20 protein-coding genes are annotated in these 19,238 nt (G+C 61.4%); 7 read left to right on the top strand and 13 right to left on the bottom strand.

Translation table 11 applies throughout. The features are described from left to right. Nucleotides 1–4 precede the first annotated feature (4 nt). Both dapE and C8D72_RS12045 read left to right on the top strand, forming a co-directional pair. Complete coding sequence (gene dapE, locus C8D72_RS12050; protein WP_115854682.1) at nt 5–1,177, top strand: succinyl-diaminopimelate desuccinylase; 1,173 nt, start codon at nt 5–7, stop codon at nt 1,175–1,177. A gap of 2 nt (nt 1,178–1,179) precedes the next feature. Then, nucleotides 1,180–1,584 (top strand): hypothetical protein, encoded by a 405-nt coding sequence (locus C8D72_RS12045; protein ID WP_115854681.1) that lies wholly within the window; start codon nt 1,180–1,182, stop codon nt 1,582–1,584. Between the two features lie 89 nt (nt 1,585–1,673). Here C8D72_RS12045 and C8D72_RS17770 read toward each other — a convergent pair whose 3' ends face one another. Next, a complete protein-coding gene (locus tag C8D72_RS17770) occupies nt 1,674–2,129 on the bottom strand; it encodes a cold-shock protein (protein ID WP_115854680.1) in 456 nt (151 codons plus the stop codon). A 177-nt stretch (nt 2,130–2,306) separates the two neighbouring features. On the opposite strand from C8D72_RS17770, the gene C8D72_RS12035 reads away from it, so the two are divergent. Then, entirely contained in the window at nt 2,307–2,543 is a 237-nt protein-coding gene (locus C8D72_RS12035; RefSeq protein ID WP_115854679.1) for a SlyX family protein, read from the top strand. A gap of 70 nt (nt 2,544–2,613) precedes the next feature. On the opposite strand, the gene trxB is transcribed toward C8D72_RS12035, so the two are convergent. Both trxB and C8D72_RS17795 read right to left on the bottom strand, forming a co-directional pair. Continuing rightward, complete coding sequence (trxB, locus tag C8D72_RS12030; protein WP_115854678.1) at nt 2,614–3,591, bottom strand: thioredoxin-disulfide reductase; 978 nt, start codon at nt 3,589–3,591, stop codon at nt 2,614–2,616. Between the two features lie 164 nt (nt 3,592–3,755). Further along, nucleotides 3,756–4,142, bottom strand: coding sequence for a zinc ribbon domain-containing protein (locus tag C8D72_RS17795; protein WP_342768071.1), 387 nt, complete (start codon nt 4,140–4,142; stop codon nt 3,756–3,758). Nucleotides 4,143–4,216: 74 nt separating this feature from the next. On the opposite strand from C8D72_RS17795, the gene acnA reads away from it, so the two are divergent. After that, on the top strand, nt 4,217–6,955 hold the full coding sequence (acnA, locus tag C8D72_RS12020; protein ID WP_115854677.1) for an aconitate hydratase AcnA: 2,739 nt from the start codon (nt 4,217–4,219) through the stop codon (nt 6,953–6,955). Between the two features lie 74 nt (nt 6,956–7,029). Here the strand turns inward: acnA and C8D72_RS12015 are convergent, their stop codons facing one another. After that, the gene (locus C8D72_RS12015) at nt 7,030–7,677 is read right to left on the bottom strand and encodes a hypothetical protein (protein ID WP_115854676.1); all 648 of its coding nucleotides are present in this window, start codon (nt 7,675–7,677) and stop codon (nt 7,030–7,032) included. 171 nt (nt 7,678–7,848) lie between these two features. Next, entirely contained in the window at nt 7,849–9,072 is a 1,224-nt protein-coding gene (locus tag C8D72_RS12010) for a YeeE/YedE family protein (protein ID WP_115854675.1), read from the bottom strand. A 180-nt stretch (nt 9,073–9,252) separates the two neighbouring features. Here C8D72_RS12010 and C8D72_RS12005 point away from each other — a divergent pair, with 180 nt between their 5' ends. Then, the gene (locus C8D72_RS12005; RefSeq protein ID WP_115854674.1) at nt 9,253–11,274 is read left to right on the top strand and encodes a S9 family peptidase; all 2,022 of its coding nucleotides are present in this window, start codon (nt 9,253–9,255) and stop codon (nt 11,272–11,274) included. 89 nt (nt 11,275–11,363) lie between these two features. Here the strand turns inward: C8D72_RS12005 and C8D72_RS12000 are convergent, their stop codons facing one another. Further along, complete coding sequence (locus tag C8D72_RS12000; protein ID WP_115854673.1) at nt 11,364–11,960, bottom strand: bactofilin family protein; 597 nt, start codon at nt 11,958–11,960, stop codon at nt 11,364–11,366. Between the two features lie 233 nt (nt 11,961–12,193). Here C8D72_RS12000 and C8D72_RS11995 point away from each other — a divergent pair, with 233 nt between their 5' ends. Then, nucleotides 12,194–12,772, top strand: coding sequence for a bactofilin family protein (locus C8D72_RS11995; protein ID WP_115854672.1), 579 nt, complete (start codon nt 12,194–12,196; stop codon nt 12,770–12,772). Between the two features lie 119 nt (nt 12,773–12,891). Here C8D72_RS11995 and trpS read toward each other — a convergent pair whose 3' ends face one another. From trpS to radC, 7 genes are all read right to left on the bottom strand, one after another. Continuing rightward, on the bottom strand, nt 12,892–13,905 hold the full coding sequence (gene trpS / locus C8D72_RS11990) for a tryptophan--tRNA ligase (protein ID WP_115854671.1): 1,014 nt from the start codon (nt 13,903–13,905) through the stop codon (nt 12,892–12,894). A 106-nt stretch (nt 13,906–14,011) separates the two neighbouring features. Next, nucleotides 14,012–14,362 carry a putative signal transducing protein gene (locus C8D72_RS11985; protein WP_115854670.1) on the bottom strand — a complete coding sequence of 117 codons (351 nt, stop codon included), beginning with the start codon at nt 14,360–14,362 and terminating at the stop codon, nt 14,012–14,014. Between the two features lie 4 nt (nt 14,363–14,366). Then, nucleotides 14,367–15,557, bottom strand: a complete 1,191-nt coding sequence (locus tag C8D72_RS11980) for a class I SAM-dependent rRNA methyltransferase (protein WP_115854669.1) — start codon at nt 15,555–15,557, stop codon at nt 14,367–14,369. Between the two features lie 101 nt (nt 15,558–15,658). After that, nucleotides 15,659–16,474: a bifunctional DNA-formamidopyrimidine glycosylase/DNA-(apurinic or apyrimidinic site) lyase gene (gene mutM / locus C8D72_RS11975; RefSeq protein WP_115855109.1), complete on the bottom strand. Its 816-nt coding sequence runs from the start codon at nt 16,472–16,474 to the stop codon at nt 15,659–15,661. A gap of 143 nt (nt 16,475–16,617) precedes the next feature. Continuing rightward, entirely contained in the window at nt 16,618–16,773 is a 156-nt protein-coding gene (gene rpmG, locus C8D72_RS11970) for a 50S ribosomal protein L33 (protein ID WP_086620664.1), read from the bottom strand. 60 nt (nt 16,774–16,833) lie between these two features. Continuing rightward, the gene (rpmB, locus tag C8D72_RS11965; protein ID WP_115854668.1) at nt 16,834–17,070 is read right to left on the bottom strand and encodes a 50S ribosomal protein L28; all 237 of its coding nucleotides are present in this window, start codon (nt 17,068–17,070) and stop codon (nt 16,834–16,836) included. A gap of 190 nt (nt 17,071–17,260) precedes the next feature. Next, nucleotides 17,261–17,935 carry a RadC family protein gene (radC, locus tag C8D72_RS11960; protein ID WP_115854667.1) on the bottom strand — a complete coding sequence of 225 codons (675 nt, stop codon included), beginning with the start codon at nt 17,933–17,935 and terminating at the stop codon, nt 17,261–17,263. Nucleotides 17,936–18,071: 136 nt separating this feature from the next. Here radC and C8D72_RS11955 point away from each other — a divergent pair, with 136 nt between their 5' ends. Further along, nucleotides 18,072–19,088, top strand: a complete 1,017-nt coding sequence (locus C8D72_RS11955; RefSeq protein ID WP_211308846.1) for a zinc-dependent alcohol dehydrogenase family protein — start codon at nt 18,072–18,074, stop codon at nt 19,086–19,088. The last annotated feature ends 150 nt before the right edge of the window (nt 19,089–19,238 follow it).

Here is a 19,238-nt window from a genome sequence, read left to right as displayed (position 1 = left end):
CGTCATGTACAAGGTTTCCGACAACACTGCAGCGAACGGGCAGGCGCCGGGCGAGACACTGTCGCTGGCGCTTGAACTGCTCTCAAGAGCCTCTGTCACCCCGGAGGATGCTGGCTGTCAGACGCTGATCGGTGAGCGCCTGGCGCAGCTGGGCTTTCATCTGGAGTGGATGGATCAGGGCGAGGTGCGCAATCTCTGGGCCGTGCGCGGCCACGGCGGCCCCACGCTGGTGCTGGCAGGCCATACCGATGTCGTACCCACCGGTCCCGAACATCTGTGGCAGACACCACCCTTCTCCCCCTGCATCGATGACGACGGCTACCTGCGCGGACGAGGTGCGGCCGACATGAAGGGGTCACTGGCCGCGATGGTCACGGCCGTCGAGCGCTTCGTGACCGCGCATCCCGATCACCCGGGGCGCATTGCCTTTCTGTTGACCAGCGATGAAGAGGGCCCGGCCCGAGAGGGCACCCGCGCCGTGGTGGAGATCCTGCGCGCGCGACAGGAAGTTGTTGATTACTGCATCGTCGGCGAGCCCTCCTCCGAGGCGCAGTTTGGCGATGTGATCAAAAACGGCCGACGCGGCTCGCTCAACGGCGTGCTGCGTATCCAGGGCGTTCAGGGCCATGTGGCCTACCCACAGATGGCGCGCAATCCCATCCATCAGGCCCTGCCGGCGCTTGAGGCTCTGGTCGCCGAGCACTGGGACAGCGGCAATGACTTTTTCCCGCCGACCAGCTTTCAGATCTCCAACATCCAGGGCGGCACCGGGGCCAACAATGTCATTCCCGGTGAGCTGGAGGTGACCTTTAACCTGCGCTTTTCCACCGAGGTCACGGCGCAGGCGCTCAAGGCACGCATCGAGGCCCTGCTGGATGCGCACGAACTGGCGTGGCATATCGACTGGCAGCTCTCCGGTGAACCCTTCATGACCGTGCCGGGCGCGCTGACCGAGGCCGTCAGCGCGGCACTTGCCGACATTACCGGTCTGCGTCCTCGCCTCTCCACCGGCGGTGGTACCTCTGATGCTCGCTTTATTGCTACGCTGGGGCCGCAGACCATCGAGTTCGGGCCGCGCAATGCCACCATCCACCAGCGCGATGAGCGCATCCTTGCCACGGACCTTGATCTGATGAGCCAGGCCCTTGAATCCACCCTTGACCGGCTGCTGCGATAACCATGGAGCACTATCCAGATATCGAGGTTTACCTTGCCTGCAACGATGCCGAGCATATTTCGCAATGGCTCACTCAGGCCCTGAACATCCCTGTCACGCTCGAGCGCGCCGGTAAACAGCAGTGGCGAGCCGCCCCCATCTACCAGGGCCAGCGCCTGCCCGTTCTGCTGGTCGAAAACGCCGCCGACCGGCTGGCCAGTCTCTGGTTTGACAGCGAACTTACCCCCTGGCCCAGGGATGTCGACTGCGCCCGCGCAGCGAGTGTGGCGCTTGCGTGCGAGGTTCGCTGTTCGCTGGGCGGATGGCAGCCAGGCGATGACCCCGATCGCTTTTTTCAGGTGCTCGCCGATGGCAGCGAAGGCGTGATCCACTGGCCCGATGCCGGTCATCAGGGAAAAAAGAAGTGATGTACGGCGCTTCTGAAGCCATAAAAAACGCCCCGCGTTGCGGGGCGTTTTCGTGATGACTCCCACGGACCATGGGATAACAACCACTGTCAGGTAATGACAGTGACATCCTCGGCCTGCAGACCGCGCTCATTCTGGATGGAGTAATAACGTACCCGCTGCCCCTCGGCGAGCGTACGATGCCCCTTGCCACGAATGGCACGAAAATGAACGAAGACATCCTCGCCACCGTCGCGGGTAATAAAGCCATAGCCCTTGTTGACATTGAACCACTTGACCACGCCGATCTCACGATCATCCTTTTCAACTTCCACCACGTTGGACAGTGTCGGCGTCAGCACATGCATGGCAAGCGTTGCGATCTCGAGCGCCACAAAGGCTGACACGGCAGACAGCGCCCAGATGACGACAAGACCGGGATTGGCGGCCATGTTTTCGATAGCGACAGGGCTTGCAAGATAGACAAGAAAACCTGCAAGGACCGGCGTTAAAAGCGCCAGCAGCAGGCTGATAACGGTACAGCGCCAGATGGTTTTTGCACTCATGACGATACTCTGCTTCAAACGTTTATCGGATTGTTTACGTGCACCGTTCGCCTTCTGCGTGTTCCCGTAATGCCCTTTATTCACAGAAGGCGAACCCAGCCACCGGCCGTGAAGCCGGATGTTTACCGTACGGAGATCAACGACATGACAACACCTCCGCAACAAGCTGATTCTAACATGCACATTGACACTACGCTTAAGCAGGTGATAGAGCGCGTCGACGATATGGAGAGCCGCCTTGCCTGGCAGGAGGACTGGCTGGAGCGCCTGGATGAGACGCTGATTGCACAAAACGCCACCATTGAACGGCTGGAGCGTCTTTGTAACCTCATGGCCCAGCGTCTGGGAGAGCAGCGCGAAAGCCTGGAATCCATGCAGTCCGACAGCGCCGAGGAACGCCCGCCCCATTATTGAATGCATGAACACAACGAGGGGGAAGGCCCTGGCCTTCCCCCTTTTGAATCGCGATCATGACCGCTGCGTTTTACCAGGCCGAATGCGGCACGCTCGGATCAAGCCCGTCGAGATAGCGCTCGGCATCAAGGGCTGCCATACAGCCGCTGCCGGCCGAGGTGATCGCCTGGCGATAGATCTGATCGGCCACGTCACCGGCGGCAAAAACACCCTCGATGCTGGTGGCGGTGGCATTGCCATGAAGGCCTGATTTCACCGTGATGTAGCCATCCTTCATGTCGAGCTGGCCATTGAAGAGATCGGTATTGGGTCGATGGCCGATGGCCACGAACAGCCCCGGCGCTTCAAGCTCGCGCGTACTGCCATCCGTCATGGACTTGAGCCGCACGCCCGTCACGCCCGAGCCATCGCCGAGCACCTCATCGACCATGGTGTTCCATTCGATTGCCATGTTGCCGTTGTCGACCTTGTCGAACAGCTTCTTTTGCAGGATCTTCTCGGCGCGCAGGCTATCGCGACGATGGACCAGCGTTACCTTCGAAGCGATGTTGGAGAGATAGAGCGCTTCCTCGACGGCCGTGTTGCCGCCGCCGACCACCACGACCTCCTTGTTGCGATAGAAAAAACCATCGCAGGTCGCACAGGCCGACACGCCCTGCCCCTTGAAACGCTCCTCGGACTCGAGACCGAGATACAGGGCGCTGGCGCCGGTGGCCACGATCAGGGCGTCACAGGTATAGCTGCCCTGATCGCCCTTCAGCCGAAAGGGACGCTCGGTCAGCATGACCTCGTTGATGTGATCGATGCGGATATCGGTCTCAAAACGCTCGGCATGACGACGCATGCGCTCCATGAGTTCGGGACCCTGTACACCGCTGTCATCACCCGGCCAATTGTCGACATCCGTGGTGGTGGTCAACTGACCGCCCATCTCCATGCCGGTCAACAGCATCGGAGACAGATTGGCGCGGGCTGCATAGACCGCCGCGGAATAGCCGGCCGGGCCGGAGCCCAGAATAATCAGCGGATGATGGCTGGCATCACTCATGACTTACCTCGGTAGAAATCGACAGAAATTGTATGGTGCCCAGTGTAACACTGACCATCGCCTGCTTCAGTGCCCGGGCAAACATGGGGATAGGTCTCATTGTGAGCGGACAGGGGGCCTGCGGCCAATCGGTGATGGCAATGACGCTCATTGCCCGGGCCGACTCAGGCATCGTCATCGCGCCCGAGCGTGACCGACTCGAGGGTGTCATCGAAGGGGGATATCGTCACCGTAACGACCATTGGTGCGCAGCACCACTGGCAGTCAACCCAGGTCACGTGAGAGCCCTGGCTGGTGTCGATATCAATATCGTTCATGGCATCGCAATAGGGGCAATGGTCCTGCCATGATATTAGCCATTGGTCGTGCATGAGGGGCTTTCGCCTTGAAATACTTGAACGAAACAGGCGGTAAACTGTTATGCTAGCGCCACGAAGTTTGTCGACAATGTCGGCAAGCCGACACCAGGTAATATTGAAGGTATGCTTACTATACTCATCAGGGAACAATGGCACGTTGAAAAATGTTCCCTGATGCAGCGTACCGGCCATGCGTTATCGCCTCTCCTGACGGAGGTTACCAGGTCGCATGGTGCGGGTCCGGAATCCGATGATGAGGAGGCCTCATGAGCCCTGATAACACCAAAGGCACGCTCAGCGCGCTGACGGTCGGTGACAACACCTACCACTACTATAGCCTTGAAAAGGCAGCCGAACAGTACGGTGATTTTACGCGTCTGCCCTTCACCCTCAAGGTGCTGCTCGAAAATCAGCTGCGCTTTCAGGACGGCGTCACCGCTACTGAAGACGACATTCAGGCGCTGGTCGACTGGCAGAAGGAAGGTCGCTCCACGCGTGAGATCGGCTATCGCCCGGCCCGCGTTCTGATGCAGGATTTCACCGGCGTCCCCGGCGTTGTCGATCTTGCCGCCATGCGCGACGCGGTCGCCAAACTGGGTGAAAAGCCTTCCCGCATCAACCCGCTCTCGCCGGTGGATCTGGTCATCGACCACTCGGTCATGGTCGACGATTACGGCAATCCCCAGGCGTTTGAAGACAACGTCAAGATCGAGATGCAGCGTAACCTCGAGCGTTACGAGTTCCTGCGCTGGGGCCAGCAGGCCTTTGACAACTTCAGCGTTGTCCCGCCGGGTACCGGCATCTGCCACCAGGTCAATCTCGAGTACCTGGGCAAGTCGGTCTGGACCAAGGAAGAAGACGGCAAGACCTTCGCCTTCCCCGATACGCTGGTCGGCACCGACTCCCACACCACCATGATCAACGGTCTGGGTGTACTGGGCTGGGGCGTTGGCGGTATCGAGGCCGAAGCGGCCATGCTGGGCCAGCCGGTGTCCATGCTGATTCCCGAAGTCATCGGCTTCAAGCTCGAAGGCAAGCTCAGGGAAGGCATCACGGCGACCGACCTGGTACTGACCGTGACCCAGATGCTGCGCAAGAAGGGCGTCGTCGGCAAGTTTGTCGAGTTCTACGGCGACGGCCTCAAGGATCTGCCGCTGGCCGATCGTGCGACGATTGCCAACATGGCGCCCGAGTACGGTGCTACCTGTGGTTTCTTCCCGATCGATGATGAAACCCTGAACTACATGAAACTGACCGGACGCAGCCAGGAGCAGATCGAACTGGTGCAGGCCTATGCCCAGCAGCAGGGTCTGTGGCGCGAGCCGGGTCATGAGCCGATCTTCACCGACACCCTGTCGCTGGACATGGACGAAGTCGAGGCGAGCCTGGCCGGCCCCAAGCGCCCGCAGGACCGCGTCGCCCTGACCGACATGAGCGCCACCTTCGAGAAGCTGCTGTCCGATCAGGAAAAGGATGCCCCGGCGAAGGAAGAAGGGCGCTGGCAGAGCGAAGGTGGCAATACGGCGCCGTTTGTCGACAATAGTTTCAGCGAAGATCCCAACATCGAGCACCGCGGGCACAAGTTCCGGCTGCAGGACGGCGCGGTGGTTATCGCCGCCATCACCTCCTGCACTAACACTTCCAACCCGAGCGTTTTGATGGCCGCAGGCCTGGTGGCCAAAAAGGCCGTCGAAAAGGGTCTGACCAGCAAGCCATGGGTCAAGACCTCGCTGGCCCCCGGCTCCAAGGTCGTCACCGACTATCTGGCCACGGCCGGTTTCCAGGAGCCGCTCAACGAGCTGGGTTTCAACCTGGTCGGTTATGGCTGCACCACCTGTATCGGCAACTCCGGTCCGCTGCCCGAGCAGATCGACACCGCCATTCAGGACGACAACCTGACGGTCGCCTCGGTGCTGTCGGGCAACCGTAACTTCGAAGGCCGCATTCATCCGCTGGTCCAGACCAACTGGCTGGCGTCACCGCCCCTGGTGGTGGCCTATGCACTGGCCGGCAACGTGCGCCTGGACATCTCGAAGGAGTCGCTGGGCAACGACCGCGATGGCAACCCGGTCTATCTCAAGGACATCTGGCCTTCCCAGAAGGAGATTGCCGAAGCCGTCGAGCGTGTCCGCAGCGACATGTACCGCAAGGAGTACGCCGAGGTCTTTGACGGCGACGAGGCCTGGCAGTCCATCGACATCACCCCGGGTGAAGTCTACGAGTGGTCGAAGGACTCCACCTACATCCAGCATCCGCCCTTCTTTGAAGGCATGGGCCGCGAGCCGGCGCCGATTCAGGACGTGGAAAATGCCAGCGTGCTGGCCAAGCTTGGAGACTCGGTGACCACCGACCACATCTCCCCGGCCGGTGCCATCAAGCCCGACAGCCCGGCAGGTCGCTATCTGCAGGACAACGGTGTCGAGGTCAAGGACTTCAACTCCTACGGCTCGCGTCGCGGTAACCACGAAGTGATGATGCGCGGCACCTTCGCCAACGTGCGTATCCGCAACGAGATGCTCGACGGCGTCGAAGGCGGCATGACCCGCTACGTCCCGAATGGCGAGCAGATGGCGATTTATGACGCCGCCATGAAGTACGCCGAAGAAGGCACGCCGCTGGTCGTCATCGCAGGCAAGGAGTACGGCACCGGCTCCTCGCGTGACTGGGCCGCCAAGGGTACACGTCTGCTGGGCGTTCGCGCCGTTATCGCCGAATCCTACGAGCGTATCCACCGCTCCAATCTGATCGGCATGGGCGTTCTGCCGCTGCAGTTCCCGGAAGGTGAAGATCGCAACTCACTCGGTATGACCGGTGACGAGAGCATCAGCATCTCGGGCCTGAGTGATCTGACCCCGGGTGCCAGCGTGAAGGTCTCCATTACCTTTGCCGATGGCAATACCAAAGAGCTCGACGCGCTCTGCCGTATCGATACCGTCAACGAACTGGAGTACTACCGTCACGGCGGTATCCTCCACTACGTGCTACGCAGCATGCTGCCGAAGTAACAGCAGCCCCTGTCAGACCAAAAGGCCCCATCCTCGGATGGGGCCTTTTCCATGGTATCGGGTCACAAGGATGATCAGGCAGTGGATGCAATCTGCCGACGCGCCCAGAGCCACAGCTCAACGACGGCCAGCAGCATCAGTGCATAGCCCAGCGTCTCGATACCCTCTTCTACCGTGGACTTGATCTCGTAGATGTACTGCGCCTTCATGATGGCCTCCCAGAAAATGCCCCGGCCCATCAGGCGCGAGAAGACATAAAGCGTCAGCATGCCGCTCAGGAAAAGCCCGAAGGACATCTGCTGTATATAGCGGCAGCATTCATCCAGGACGTGATGGCGATGGCGTATCAGATACACCAGAGCCGGCACCAGCACCAGCGTCACCAGCCACTGCCATAGCCCATCAAACACACGATCGAACAGAAAATCCTGCTCACGAATCAGTGAGGCCAGCAAAAAGGCGAACATCAGCACGGTGCCGTGGCGATAGACGCCCATCGCGCGGACTTTCCACAGCAGCACCAGGCTGAGGATCAACATGACGCTTTGGGAAATCTCGGCGAAGGAGGCTTCGGTAAACTGATCATCCAGTGCTTTGGGCAGCGCGTCCCAGTACATGCACTGACAGATGAGGGCGATGAAGAAGAGATAGGCAACGTAGCGATAGATGCTGTTGAGCGTCTGCCGACGTTCAGCGGGCGTCGACAGGATGGGATCTGACATGGGGCTTCCAGAATTCGTAAGCGTGTTAACGAGTCATTGTAACGTCTTCGTCATCAGAAAAGGATGAAAAATTCATATGGCAGTCACATGAATAAACAAATCGATCGCCGACAGAGCAGCGGAGATGCCCTCGGGCATCTCCGCTGTCATCACTTTCCGGCAATGCCAGGGTCAGCAGCCGCTGACGGCCGGACGCGCCGGCTGATTGAAAAAGAAGGGACGCAGCTTCACGCCCACCAGGTTGCCGGCAAAGGCGAAGACCATCCAGACCCAGCCATGCAGGCTGCCGGAGGCGATGCCACTGAAATAGGCGCCAATGTTGCAGCCAAAGGCGATACGTGCACCATAGCCCAGCAGCAGCCCGCCGATGATACAGGCAGCCAGCGAGCGTGCCGGAATCCTGAGGCTGGGCCGAAACCGGCCGGCCAGCGCCGCGGCCAGCATCGCGCCCAGAATAATGCCGATGTTCATGACGCTGGTCACGTCACGCCAGATGCTCTCACCCAGCGCCTGCGCGTTGCCGGGCTGCTGCCAGTAGCTCCACTGCCCCGGGTCGACCCCCACGGCCTGGACGACCTTGGCGCCCCAAAGGGCAAAAGCCGACGTAATCCCCCAGGGGCGACCGGCCAGCGCCAGCGTTGCGAAATTAAGCAGCGCCAGCGCCACGGCGCCAAACAGCAGAGGCCAGGGCCCTCGCAGCCAGCGCGCCGTACCACGACGCTCGGCCGGCACGGCAGCTGCTTCCAGTGCGCCATGTCGACGGCGCTCCAGCAGCACGGTTACGGCGGCGATGATCGCGAAGAGCACCAGGCTTGTGGCGATCCCGCCACCGGCCCCCAGCTCGACCAGCGATACCGGCCTAAAGGCCGGCAGCGACGCCCACCAGTCAAAGTTGATGGTCGCCAGTACCGAGCCGACAATGAAAAAGAGCAGGGTCACCATCATGCGCGCGTTACCGCCACCGGCGGTAAACAGCGTGCCCGAAGCACAGCCGCCCCCCAGCTGCATGCCGACGCCGAACATGAAGGCCCCCACCATGACAGACACGCCTATGGGGGAGACAAAGCCGCGTACCGGCTGATCAAACAGCGTGCCGGCCGACAGCGCCGGGAAGAAAAGCACCACCGCTACGGCCAACAGCACCATCTGCGCGCGCAGCCCACGGCCTCGCCGTTCGGTAATGAACACCCGCCAGGCCGACGTGAAGCCGAAGGCGGCGTGATAGAGCACCATCCCCAGAGCACCACCTACCAGCATCAACGCGCCCTGCGTCACGCTGATGATGCTGCTCACCATCAGTATTGCGACCAGCAAAAGTGCGCCCGCCCCCCAGACAATCGGGGATTGATGCAGGGCCTTCTGCTGGCGCTGACCTGCTGCAGTCACCTGCGCCATACCTTTCCTCCAGAAATAAGAACGCTTTTTTCCATATTCTATCGGCATAAGCGCCCCGTCTGAAATAAAAGCTGGCTAATGGATTCATCATGCCCGGGAAACACACGTGCGTTATGCTGTCGAAATCAAAATGACACCGTAGACCGCTGCGGTCCCGGCTATTGGTACAAGGAGTTCATGATGCGCTGGATCAATGTCGCGCTGGCCGCCGTGCCGGCCAGCCAGACCCCCTCGGCAGGCGCCGGTCAGACAGACGATGTGGCGCTTCTTATCGAGCGTCAGCGCCTGTTCGGCAACCCCAGCCGTATTCAGGGCCGCCTGAGCCCCGACGGGCAGTGGCTCTCCTGGATCGCCCCCGTCAATGACGTGTTGAATCTGTGGGTCGCCCCGGTCGATCACCCCGACAGCGCCCGGGCCCTGACCCGGGAAGACACTCGCCCGATCCGCAGCTATTTCTGGTCGCCGGACAGCCAGCAGCTTCTTTACGTCAACGACCAGGGCGGCGATGAAAACTTTCGCCTGTACGGCGTCAACGTGGAAAGCGGCGAGCAGCGCACTCTCACCCCGCAGGAAGGCGTACGCGTTCAGGTACTGGGGGTAAGCCGCCATATCAAGGACCGCATCATGGTCGGCATCAACGACCGCGACCCGCGCTGGCACGACGTCTATCAGCTCAATCTCGACAGTGGCGAGCTGTCGCTGGTGCTGCAAAACGACGGCTACGGCGGTTTCCTGGTCGATGAAGATCTCAACATTCGTCTGGCCGAGCAGCCCCGCGCCGACGGCGGAGAGGATTTCTTTCGCGTCAACGACCTGACGGTCGAAGCCGAGCCGTTCGCCTCAATCAGCTTTGAAGACAGCGCCAACACCGGGCCGGCCGGCTTTACCCGTGACGGCCGCACCATGTACTGGATCGACAGTCGCGGACGCGATACGGCCGCCCTGACCGCCCAGGACTGGGACAGCGGCGAGTCGCGCGTGATTGCCGAGTCACCCAAGGCCGACATCACCGGCGTCATGGCCGACCGCGACAACCATGAGATTCAGGCCTTTGCGGTGGACTATCTGCGCACCGAATGGACTGCCATCGATCCGGACATCGGCGCAGCGCTGGCCTTTCTCGACGGCGAGCTCAAGGGCGATGTCAACGTCACCTCACGCACCGATGATGACCGGCGCTGGATCGTGGTCAACGATCCGGTCACGGCACCTGCCGAGACCTGGCTGTTTGATCGCGACACGCGCACTCTCACCTCGCTGTTTGTTGGTCGTCCGGAACTTGAAGGCGCACCGCTGGCCGGCATGACGCCGCTGGAGCTCACCTCGCGTGACGGCCTGACACTGGTTTCCTATCTGACTCTGCCTCACGGCAGCGAGGCCGATGGTTTCACAGCACCCCGTGATCCGTTACCGATGGTGCTGCTGGTCCATGGCGGCCCCTGGGCACGCGACAGCTACGGCAGCAACGGTTATCACAAGTGGCTGGCCAACCGCGGCTATGCGGTGCTGTCGGTCAACTATCGCGGCTCGACCGGTTTTGGCAAGTCCTTTACCGCCGCCGGCGATGGCGAATGGGGCACGAGCATGCATGATGATCTGATCGATGCCGTCGACTGGGCCATCGATCAGGGCATTGCCGACCCGAAAAGGGTCGCCATCATGGGCGGCTCCTACGGCGGCTATGCCACGCTGGCGGGGCTTACCATGACGCCCGAGGTGTTTGCCTGCGGTGTGGATATTGTCGGGCCGTCGAACCTGACCACGCTGCTGGAGAGCATCCCGCCCTACTGGGAGGCCGGCCGCCAGCAGATGTATCGCCGCATGGCCGACCCCAATACCGAGGAAGGTCGCGAGTGGCTGAAGGCGCGCTCGCCGCTGACCCATACCGATCGCATTCAGCGACCGCTGCTGATCGGTCAGGGCGCCAACGACCCGCGCGTCAAGCAGGCCGAAAGCGACCAGATCGTGGACGCCATGCGCGAGAAGTCGATTCCCGTCACCTACGTGCTTTTCCCCGACGAGGGCCACGGCTTCGCCCGTCCGGTCAACAACATTGCTTTTAACGCCGTGACCGAGGCCTTTCTTGCCGAAGCACTGGGTGGCCGATTCGAGCCGATCGGCGATGCCCTGCAGTCTTCCTCGATTACCGTGCCCCATGGCGCCGAATATGCTCACGGCTTGAGTGACGCCCTGAGCAGCTAACGCCCCCTCCCCGGACCCGGCTCAGGAGCCGGGTCCTGCCTCATGAGGCCAACGTATCACCTCGACCACCTGCCATCAGGTGCTCCCACCTATTCGCCGCGAACCCGGTGCGAGGCGCGCTCGTCTTCTTCATCAAGCGCGTCCAGCGCCGTGCTTTCGGGATAATCGTCATCCGGAGCGCCGGCCTGCCAGGTATCGGTCGGCGCCTGATGCACAGGCTCCAGCAGTGCCGTATCGAACGACTGCTCGAGCAACGTACTGTCGGGATTCATGTCAACCGTGCCCTGAAATTCAGCGCCCTCCTCGATCACCAGTCCGGGAGAGTGAATTTCCCCGCTGACATGCGCACCGGCCAACACCCGAACACTGTGTGAGGCGATCAGGCGTCCGCGAATGGTGCCGCCGATGGTCAGCGATTGAGCTACCACATCGCCCTCGACCGACCCATCGCTGCTGACGCTGACGGCATGGCGTCTGAACGTGACACTGCCGACGATATGCCCCTCGATATGCAGATCCTCTTCACCTGTCATATCACCCGTCACTCGGGTTTCCGAGCCGATCAGTGCCCGCTTGCTGATGCGCGTCGAGCGTTCACCCGCTTCAGCGGCCTGGGAAGGCGCCACGGTGTTCGAGGCGACATCACGCTCGCCGGTGTCATCCACGCCTTTCGTCCTCTGAAACATATCGATCTCCGCTGGCTATGCACTGCTACCCTCATCAGGGGCCTCTGGTACTGTAATCGAAAAATGTGATAATCCTCTAATATCGGTAGCACATCATCCACCCTTCACGTCGAAGGATAAAGAATGTCGACAGACCGCCGATAGAATCGGCTCTGATCATGTCCAGCAGACACTCGCCACAGGCCGCAGGCACCGATCCGCGAATGCGGCCTTCATAGTTTCGGGATGACGTCATGAATACACTGGGATGGCTGCTGATAGTGGGCATTGCAGCAATACTGCTGATTCTGTACGACGGTCAGCGACGTGCGCGCAGGGCTCGGCTCAGGGATCATCGGATCGACGTAGCGACTGCCGAACCCTTGGCACGTCCGTTGCCATCACCCGTCGTCGACAGGGCAGAAGACAGGATCGAGCCGGCACCGAGCCTTCCTTCACACGCCGGCACTGACGCTGCACAACAGAATCGGCATGGCCCTGCCGGCAATGAGACCGTGCATTCCGGCAGTTTCATCGGGCCGAGCATTCATGTTATCGGCCATGTTGAAGCTGCCCAGCCACTGACCGTGGCCGGACGCGTCGAGGGAGAGATTACGCTGCGCGATCATGGCCTCGCCATTCTTGGCAGCGGTGAGGCAGGCCCAAACGTACAGGTTTGCCATCTGGTGGTTGATGGACGCCTGAGCGGCGCCGTACATACCACGCAAAGCGCTACCTTTTATGCCAACGCCCGCTTCGAAGGCAAACTGAAGGCGGGACGTCTGCGCTGCGTGGAGGGCGCCACGCTCTCCGGACAATTCAGTATCGGATAAGATCCGCTCGGTATCGGATACAACCCTCCGGCTTCTGTTGCAACTGACACCGCTCCTGCCGCTTTTGCCGAATGATCGGGTGCAGGAACGGCATCAGTCGCACCGGGCTACCGGCGATGTCAGACAAAGCGACCCAGGCCCACGGCCGGACGCAGACGCTCCAGCAGCGCATTGGCTTCACCGCGCGCCCGCTCGGCGCCCTTTTGCAGCACGGACTCAATATGCCCCGGGTCCTGCATCAGCCGCTCATACTCGCCGCGCGGCCCTTCAAGTTGCGCGTTGAGGTGCTCAAACACCGCATTCTTGGCATCGCCCCAACCAATTCCTTCAGCGTAGCGTGTGCGCATGTCCTGCTCTTCACTCTCGCTGGCAAAGGCCGAGTAGATCTGAAAGAGCGTGCAGGTGTCAGGATCCTTGGGCTCACCCGGCTCCAGCGAGTTGGTCTTGATCTTGCGAATCAGCTTCAGAAGCTTCTTCTCGGAGGAGAACAGCGGAATGGTATTGTCATAGCTTTTGGACATCTTGCGTCCGTCCAGCCCGTTGAGGGTCTGCACCCGCTCATCCACTACCGCCTCGGGCAGGGTGAAGTAATTGCCCTTGTACAGGTGGTTGAAACGCCCGGCCATGTCACGGGCCATCTCGATGTGCTGTACCTGATCACGCCCTACCGGCACGCGATTGGCGTTGAACAGCAGAATGTCGGCCGCCATCAGTACCGGATAGCTGAAAAGCCCCATGGTGATGCCGCGGTCCGGATCCGGGCTGCCACTGTCTTCGTTTTCAGCAACGCCGGCCTTGTAGGCATGCGCCCGGTTCATCAGACCCTTGGCGCAGACGCAGGAGAGCAGCCAGGCCAGCTCGGTCGTCTCATGAATGTCCGACTGGCGATAAAAGATGGCGTTGTCCGTATCCAGCCCCAGCGCCAGCCAGGTGGCAGCAATCTCGAGGCGTGACTGCTGCACCCGTTTGGGATCGCTTGCCTTGATCAGCGCATGCAGGTCGGCCAGAAAATAGTAGGACTGAACGCTGTCATCCTGACTTGCGGCAATCGCGGGGCGAATGGCACCGACATAATTGCCCAGATGGGGGGTACCGGTCGTGGTAATGCCGGTCAGTACTCGTGTGCTGGTCATGAACGCAACGTCTGCTCGGTAATGGAAAACGGCGCGGATGAAGTCATCGCGTGTAAGGTGCGTACAGTGTAACGCGCGCGGGGCAGCCGGGCGACAGGCAGGCCGGTCAGCGCTGTGGAGCGGGCCGCTCCTGCCCGCACTGCCAGCAGGCATCAAAGTGCGCGTCGTGCCATTCGCCACAGGCCTGGCAGCGCCAGCCCCGTGACAACCGCGCACCGGGCGTCGACTCTTCTCGCGCATCATGGCGCCACTGCTCGACCACCGCCCGGGCGCGCGCCTCATCCTGCGGCGCTCCCCAGATCTCAGGCTCGCAGTCGATGGGGGCCAGATCGCCCATGCCGCCGGCCAGCGTCCAGTTGCGCAGATCACAGACCACGCCGGCCCCCTCGATCAGATTGCGCACATGCCCCACCAGCAGACTATTGGGATGCTGAAAGACACGAACCCAGCGCATCATGACCTCAGTCGCGAAAGATGCGTACGCCCATCGCCTTGAGATAGGCCGTTTCCGGGATGGACGGATGAATGGGGTGGTCACCGGCCTGGTGCCCCTGATAGATCAGCTGGGCATGACGGTCCTGGTGACGCGCCGCACCTCGCACGATATCCACCAGACGATCGCTGGCCAGATGCATCGAGCACGACGCCGACATCAGCAGGCCATCACGGCCCAGCAGACGAATCGCTTCCCGGTTGAGCCGCCCGTAGGCGCGCTCACCGGCGGCAATGTCCTTGCGCTTGCGAATGAACGCCGGCGGATCGAGCACGATCGCATCAAAGACTTCTCCCTGCGCCTTGAGCTGTGCCAGTGCTTTAAAGGCGTCGCCCTCAAGGGTTGAGACGCGGTCTTCCACGCCGTTGAGCGCGGCATTGTCCATGACACGCTCGAGCGCCGGCGTTGATTCATCCACGCAGACCACTTCCGAGGCGCCGCTGACCGCGGCCTGTACGCCCCAGCCGCCGACATAGCTGAACACATCCAGCACCCGCTTGCCGGCCACCTGGGTGTTGAACCAGGCACGGTTATCGCGATGGTCAAAGAACCAGCCGGTCTTCTGGCCACCCACCACGTCGGTTTCAAAGCGCACGCCGTTTTCTTCCAGCGCCACGGCGCCTTCCAGGCTGCCCTGAACGATCTCGACATGCTCGTCGAGCTGCTCCAGACGCCGTCCGGCGGTGTCGCCGCGCAGCACGATCACACGCGGCGAAAGCACCTTGTTGAGCGCATCGATGATCTCATCGCGCACCTTCTCCATGCCCAGCGTATTGAGCTGGACCACGACCACATCGTCAAAGCGGTCCACGACCAGCCCGGGCAGCAGATCGCCCTCGCCGTGCACCAGACGATAAAAGGGCCGCGCAAAGAGGCGCTCGCGCAGGGACAGTGCCTGCTTGAAGCGATGCACCAGCAGGGAGCGGCCCAGCATCACGTCGGTATCGCGCGAAACGACACGGGCGCAGATCAGGGAGTTGGGATTGACGTAAGCCACGCCCATGGCGCGCCCGCTGGCCGCTTCAATGATGGCCTGAGCGCCCGGCTCAAAGCTTTTGAGCGGCGTTTCGGTGATGTCGATCTCGTTGGAGTAGAGCCACAGATGGCCCGCCTTGAGACGACGATCGGCGTTTTTCTTGAGACGAAGACGTTGGGTCACGACAGCTTCCAGAATGGGGAATAAAAGGGGCACTAGCGTATTGCCCGCCATTCTATCAGCTGGGCACCGCCGCGGCAGCGTGTCGTATGCCCGGGCGACGACTAACGCTGGCAGTGGGGGCAGAACACGCTGGCGCGTTGGCCAATGGTCATCGAGCGAAGCTCGCGACCACAGACGCGACAAGGCTCGCCGCCGCGCCCGTAAACGTTGAGGCGCTGCACGAAATAGCCGGGCTCACCGCGGCCGCTGACAAAATCACGCAGCGTGGTGCCGCCCTGCTCGATCGAGGCCGCCAGCACCTGTTTGACGGCCTCCGACAGACGCTGATAACGGGCGCGCGAGACTTTCCCGGCCTCGACGCGCGGATCGATGCCGGCCATGAACAGCGCCTCGGCGGCGTAGATATTGCCCACACCCACCACCACGGCGCTGTCCATGATGAAGTTCTTGACCGCCAGGCGCTTGCCGCGCGAGCGCTGATAAAGATGCCCGCCGTTGAAGTCATCATCCAGCGGTTCGGGCCCGAGACTTGCCAGCCGCCGATCGCTGAGCGGGTCACCCTCGATGAAATCCACCAGCCCGAAGCGGCGCGGATCGTGATAGCGCAGCACCAGACTGGAGCTCATGACCAGATCGATGTGGTCATGTTTGCGCGGCTCGGTGCCGATCTCGACCAGGCGCAGGCTGCCGGACATGCCCAGATGCCAGAGCAGATGGCCTCCTGCGACCGGCAGCAGCAGATACTTGGCCCGGCGGGCAATGTCGCCGACGCGCTCGCCGGTCAGTCGTTCGGCCAGCCCTTGCGGTACGGGGATGCGCAGACGGTGGTGACGGATGATGACTTCATTGATCTCGAAACCCGCCACCCACGGCGCGATACCGCGGCGGGTCGTTTCGACTTCAGGCAGCTCGGGCATGGAAATCCGGCGTAGTGACGTTGAGCAGGCGGTCACGGCGCAGAGGATCAGGGCCTCATGGCCGACCATCAGATACAAAAAGACCCGGCCATGACCGGGTCCTTTCAGGCCACCCTGTCGGGCGGCACGTAAAGCCTTATCAATTACTTGATCTTGGCTTCACGGTACATGACATGCTTGCGTACGACGGGGTCGTACTTCTTGAATTCCAGCTTGTCAGGTGTGTTGCGCTTGTTCTTGTCGGTCGTATAGAAATGACCGGTACCCGCGCTTGAAACCAGCTTGATCTTGTCACGCATGTTCTTGCTCTCCGCATTCAAGCGCGCCAGGCGCTTGAGGTGTAATCACGAACCGTCGTCTCAGACGCTCAGGCCATTGGCACGCAGATCCTTGAGGACCACTTCGATGCCTTTCTTGTCGATAATGCGCATGCCCTTGGAGGACAGACGCAGGCTGACAAAGCGCTTTTCGGACTCGACCCAGAAACGATGCGTATGCAGGTTGGGAACGAAACGACGACGCGTCTTGCGCTGAGAGTGGGAAACGTTGTTACCAGTCACCGGACGCTTGCCGGTAACCTGACAGACTTGTGACATGGAAGCCTCCAGCCGTGAGCCCGAATGGGCCCCACATGAGTGTCTATTAAGTATTCGGGCAAACCGGTGAGAAGTGGCAGGCGATACGCCTCCCTGCCCCCTGTTCATAACCCGCAGAAAGTCAAAGGGCGTACTTTATACCAGAGAGCCCCCTGATCGGCAAGCACACCTTGAGATAATTGCCCGTAGCCTAGAGCCAGCCGCGTTCGGCAAAGGAGACGACGTCGCCATCACCGACCACGAAATGATCCAGCACCCGAATATCGAAAAGCCCCAGCGCCTCGACCAGACGCGTGGTGATGCGACGATCGGCGTCGCTGGGCTCGGCCACGCCGGAGGGATGATTGTGCGCAAAGATCACGGCACCAGCATTAAGCGCCAGCGCCCGCCGGGCCACCTCGCGCGGATAGACGGCGGCGGCGTCCAGCGTGCCGGTAAAGAGCTTTTCAAAGCGCAGCACCCGGTGCTGGCTGTCCAGAAACAGGGCGGCAAACACCTCATGGCCCAGATCACGCAGATGCGCGCTTAAAAAGCGACGCACCATGAGCGGTGAATTGAGCGCATCGCCGCGCATCAACAGCGTTTCCAGATGACGACGCGAAAGCTCAAGTGCTGCCTGCAGCTGCACGTACTTGGCATCACCCAGCCCGTGAGCCTGACAAAACGTGGCACGGTCGGCTTCCAGAAGCGGCCGCAACCCGCCGAATTCTCCCAGAAGATCACGCGCCAGATCCACCGCGGAACGCCCCTTGACGCCCACCCGCAGAAAGATCGCCAGCAGCTCGGCATCCGACAGCGCCTGCGCGCCCAGATTGATCAGCTTTTCCCGCGGTCGTTCGCCTTCCGGCCAGTGACTGATGCCCACACCTACCCCTTTCAACAAAACATTCTGATAAAAGGATAACGGCGCCAGCCACCGAAACTGAAACACGCTTCGACTTTTGCCACACCCTTGCACCCGCTACGCTTGATCTGTTACCCGGATAATTTTAAGGAGACTCATGATGCGGCTTTATACCCTGCCCAAAACCGACGCCATCAGCGATCTGACCCTTGGTGAACGTGATACCCCGCGCCCGGCACGCGGCCAGGTACTGGTCCGGATGCGCGCGGCGTCACTGAACTATCGCGACCTGATGATCGTGACGGGCAACTACAGCCGCGGCGGCGTGGCGCCCGATCGCGTTCCGCTGTCCGACGGCGCCGGCGAGGTGGTCGAGACCGGCGAGGACGTGACCCGGTTCAACGTTGGCGACCGTGTCGCCGGCATCTTCATGCAGAACTGGCTGGGCGGTGAGGTCAACGACAGCCACCCGGGCTCGGCGCTGGGCGGCGCCGTGGATGGCGTGCTCAGCGAATATGTGCTGTTCGATCAAGAAGGGCTGGTCACGCTGCCCGAACATCTCTCGTTTGAAGAGGGCGCCACCCTGCCCTGCGCCGCCGTCACGGCCTGGAACGCCCTGTATGCCGGCAAATCGCCGCTCAAGGCCGGTGACAGCGTGCTGCTGCTGGGGACCGGCGGCGTTTCCATGTTCGGCCTGCAGTTCGCCTGCGCCGCCGGTGCCCGCGCCATTCAGACCTCCTCCAGCGATGACAAGCTCGCCCGCGTGCGTGAGCTGGGCGCTGACGACACCATCAACTACCGCGAGACGCCCGAGTGGCAGGAAGAGGTCAAGCGCCTGACCAGTGGGCGCGGCGTGGATCACGTCGTGGAAGTCGGCGGCGCCGGCACCCTGCCGCGCTCGATCGAATCCTCGCGTCTGGGCGGTCAGGTCAATCTGATCGGCGTACTGACGGGGGGCGAGATCAACCCGACCGCCATCATGCGCAAGAGCGTGTTGATGCGAGGGATATTTGTGGGCTCACGTGAAATGTTCGAGCAGATGAACCGCGCCATTACCCAGCATCAGATCAAGCCGGTCATCGATCGCACCTTCGCCTTTGACGATGCCCGCGCCGCGTTCGAACACCTTGAAAGCCAGCAGCACCTGGGCAAGGTCGTCATCACCATCGACTGATCCTGTCCGGAGCAGGGATACCCACCAGAGGATTGCCGGGCGAACGCGCCCGGCAATGCCGGCCTCCGGTGCTTGCAGGTCCCTTCCTGGTATATTGGCGGATACCCAAACGCGCTGACATCGCCTAGCGTAGAACACGCGATGTTAGCG

It is taken from the genome of Kushneria indalinina DSM 14324, from assembly GCF_003385845.1.
GTDB classification, from domain to species: Bacteria; Pseudomonadota; Gammaproteobacteria; order Pseudomonadales; family Halomonadaceae; genus Kushneria; species Kushneria indalinina.
The sequence above is the reverse complement of the archived record's forward strand: the minus strand, read 5'-3'. Positions and strand labels throughout refer to the sequence as shown.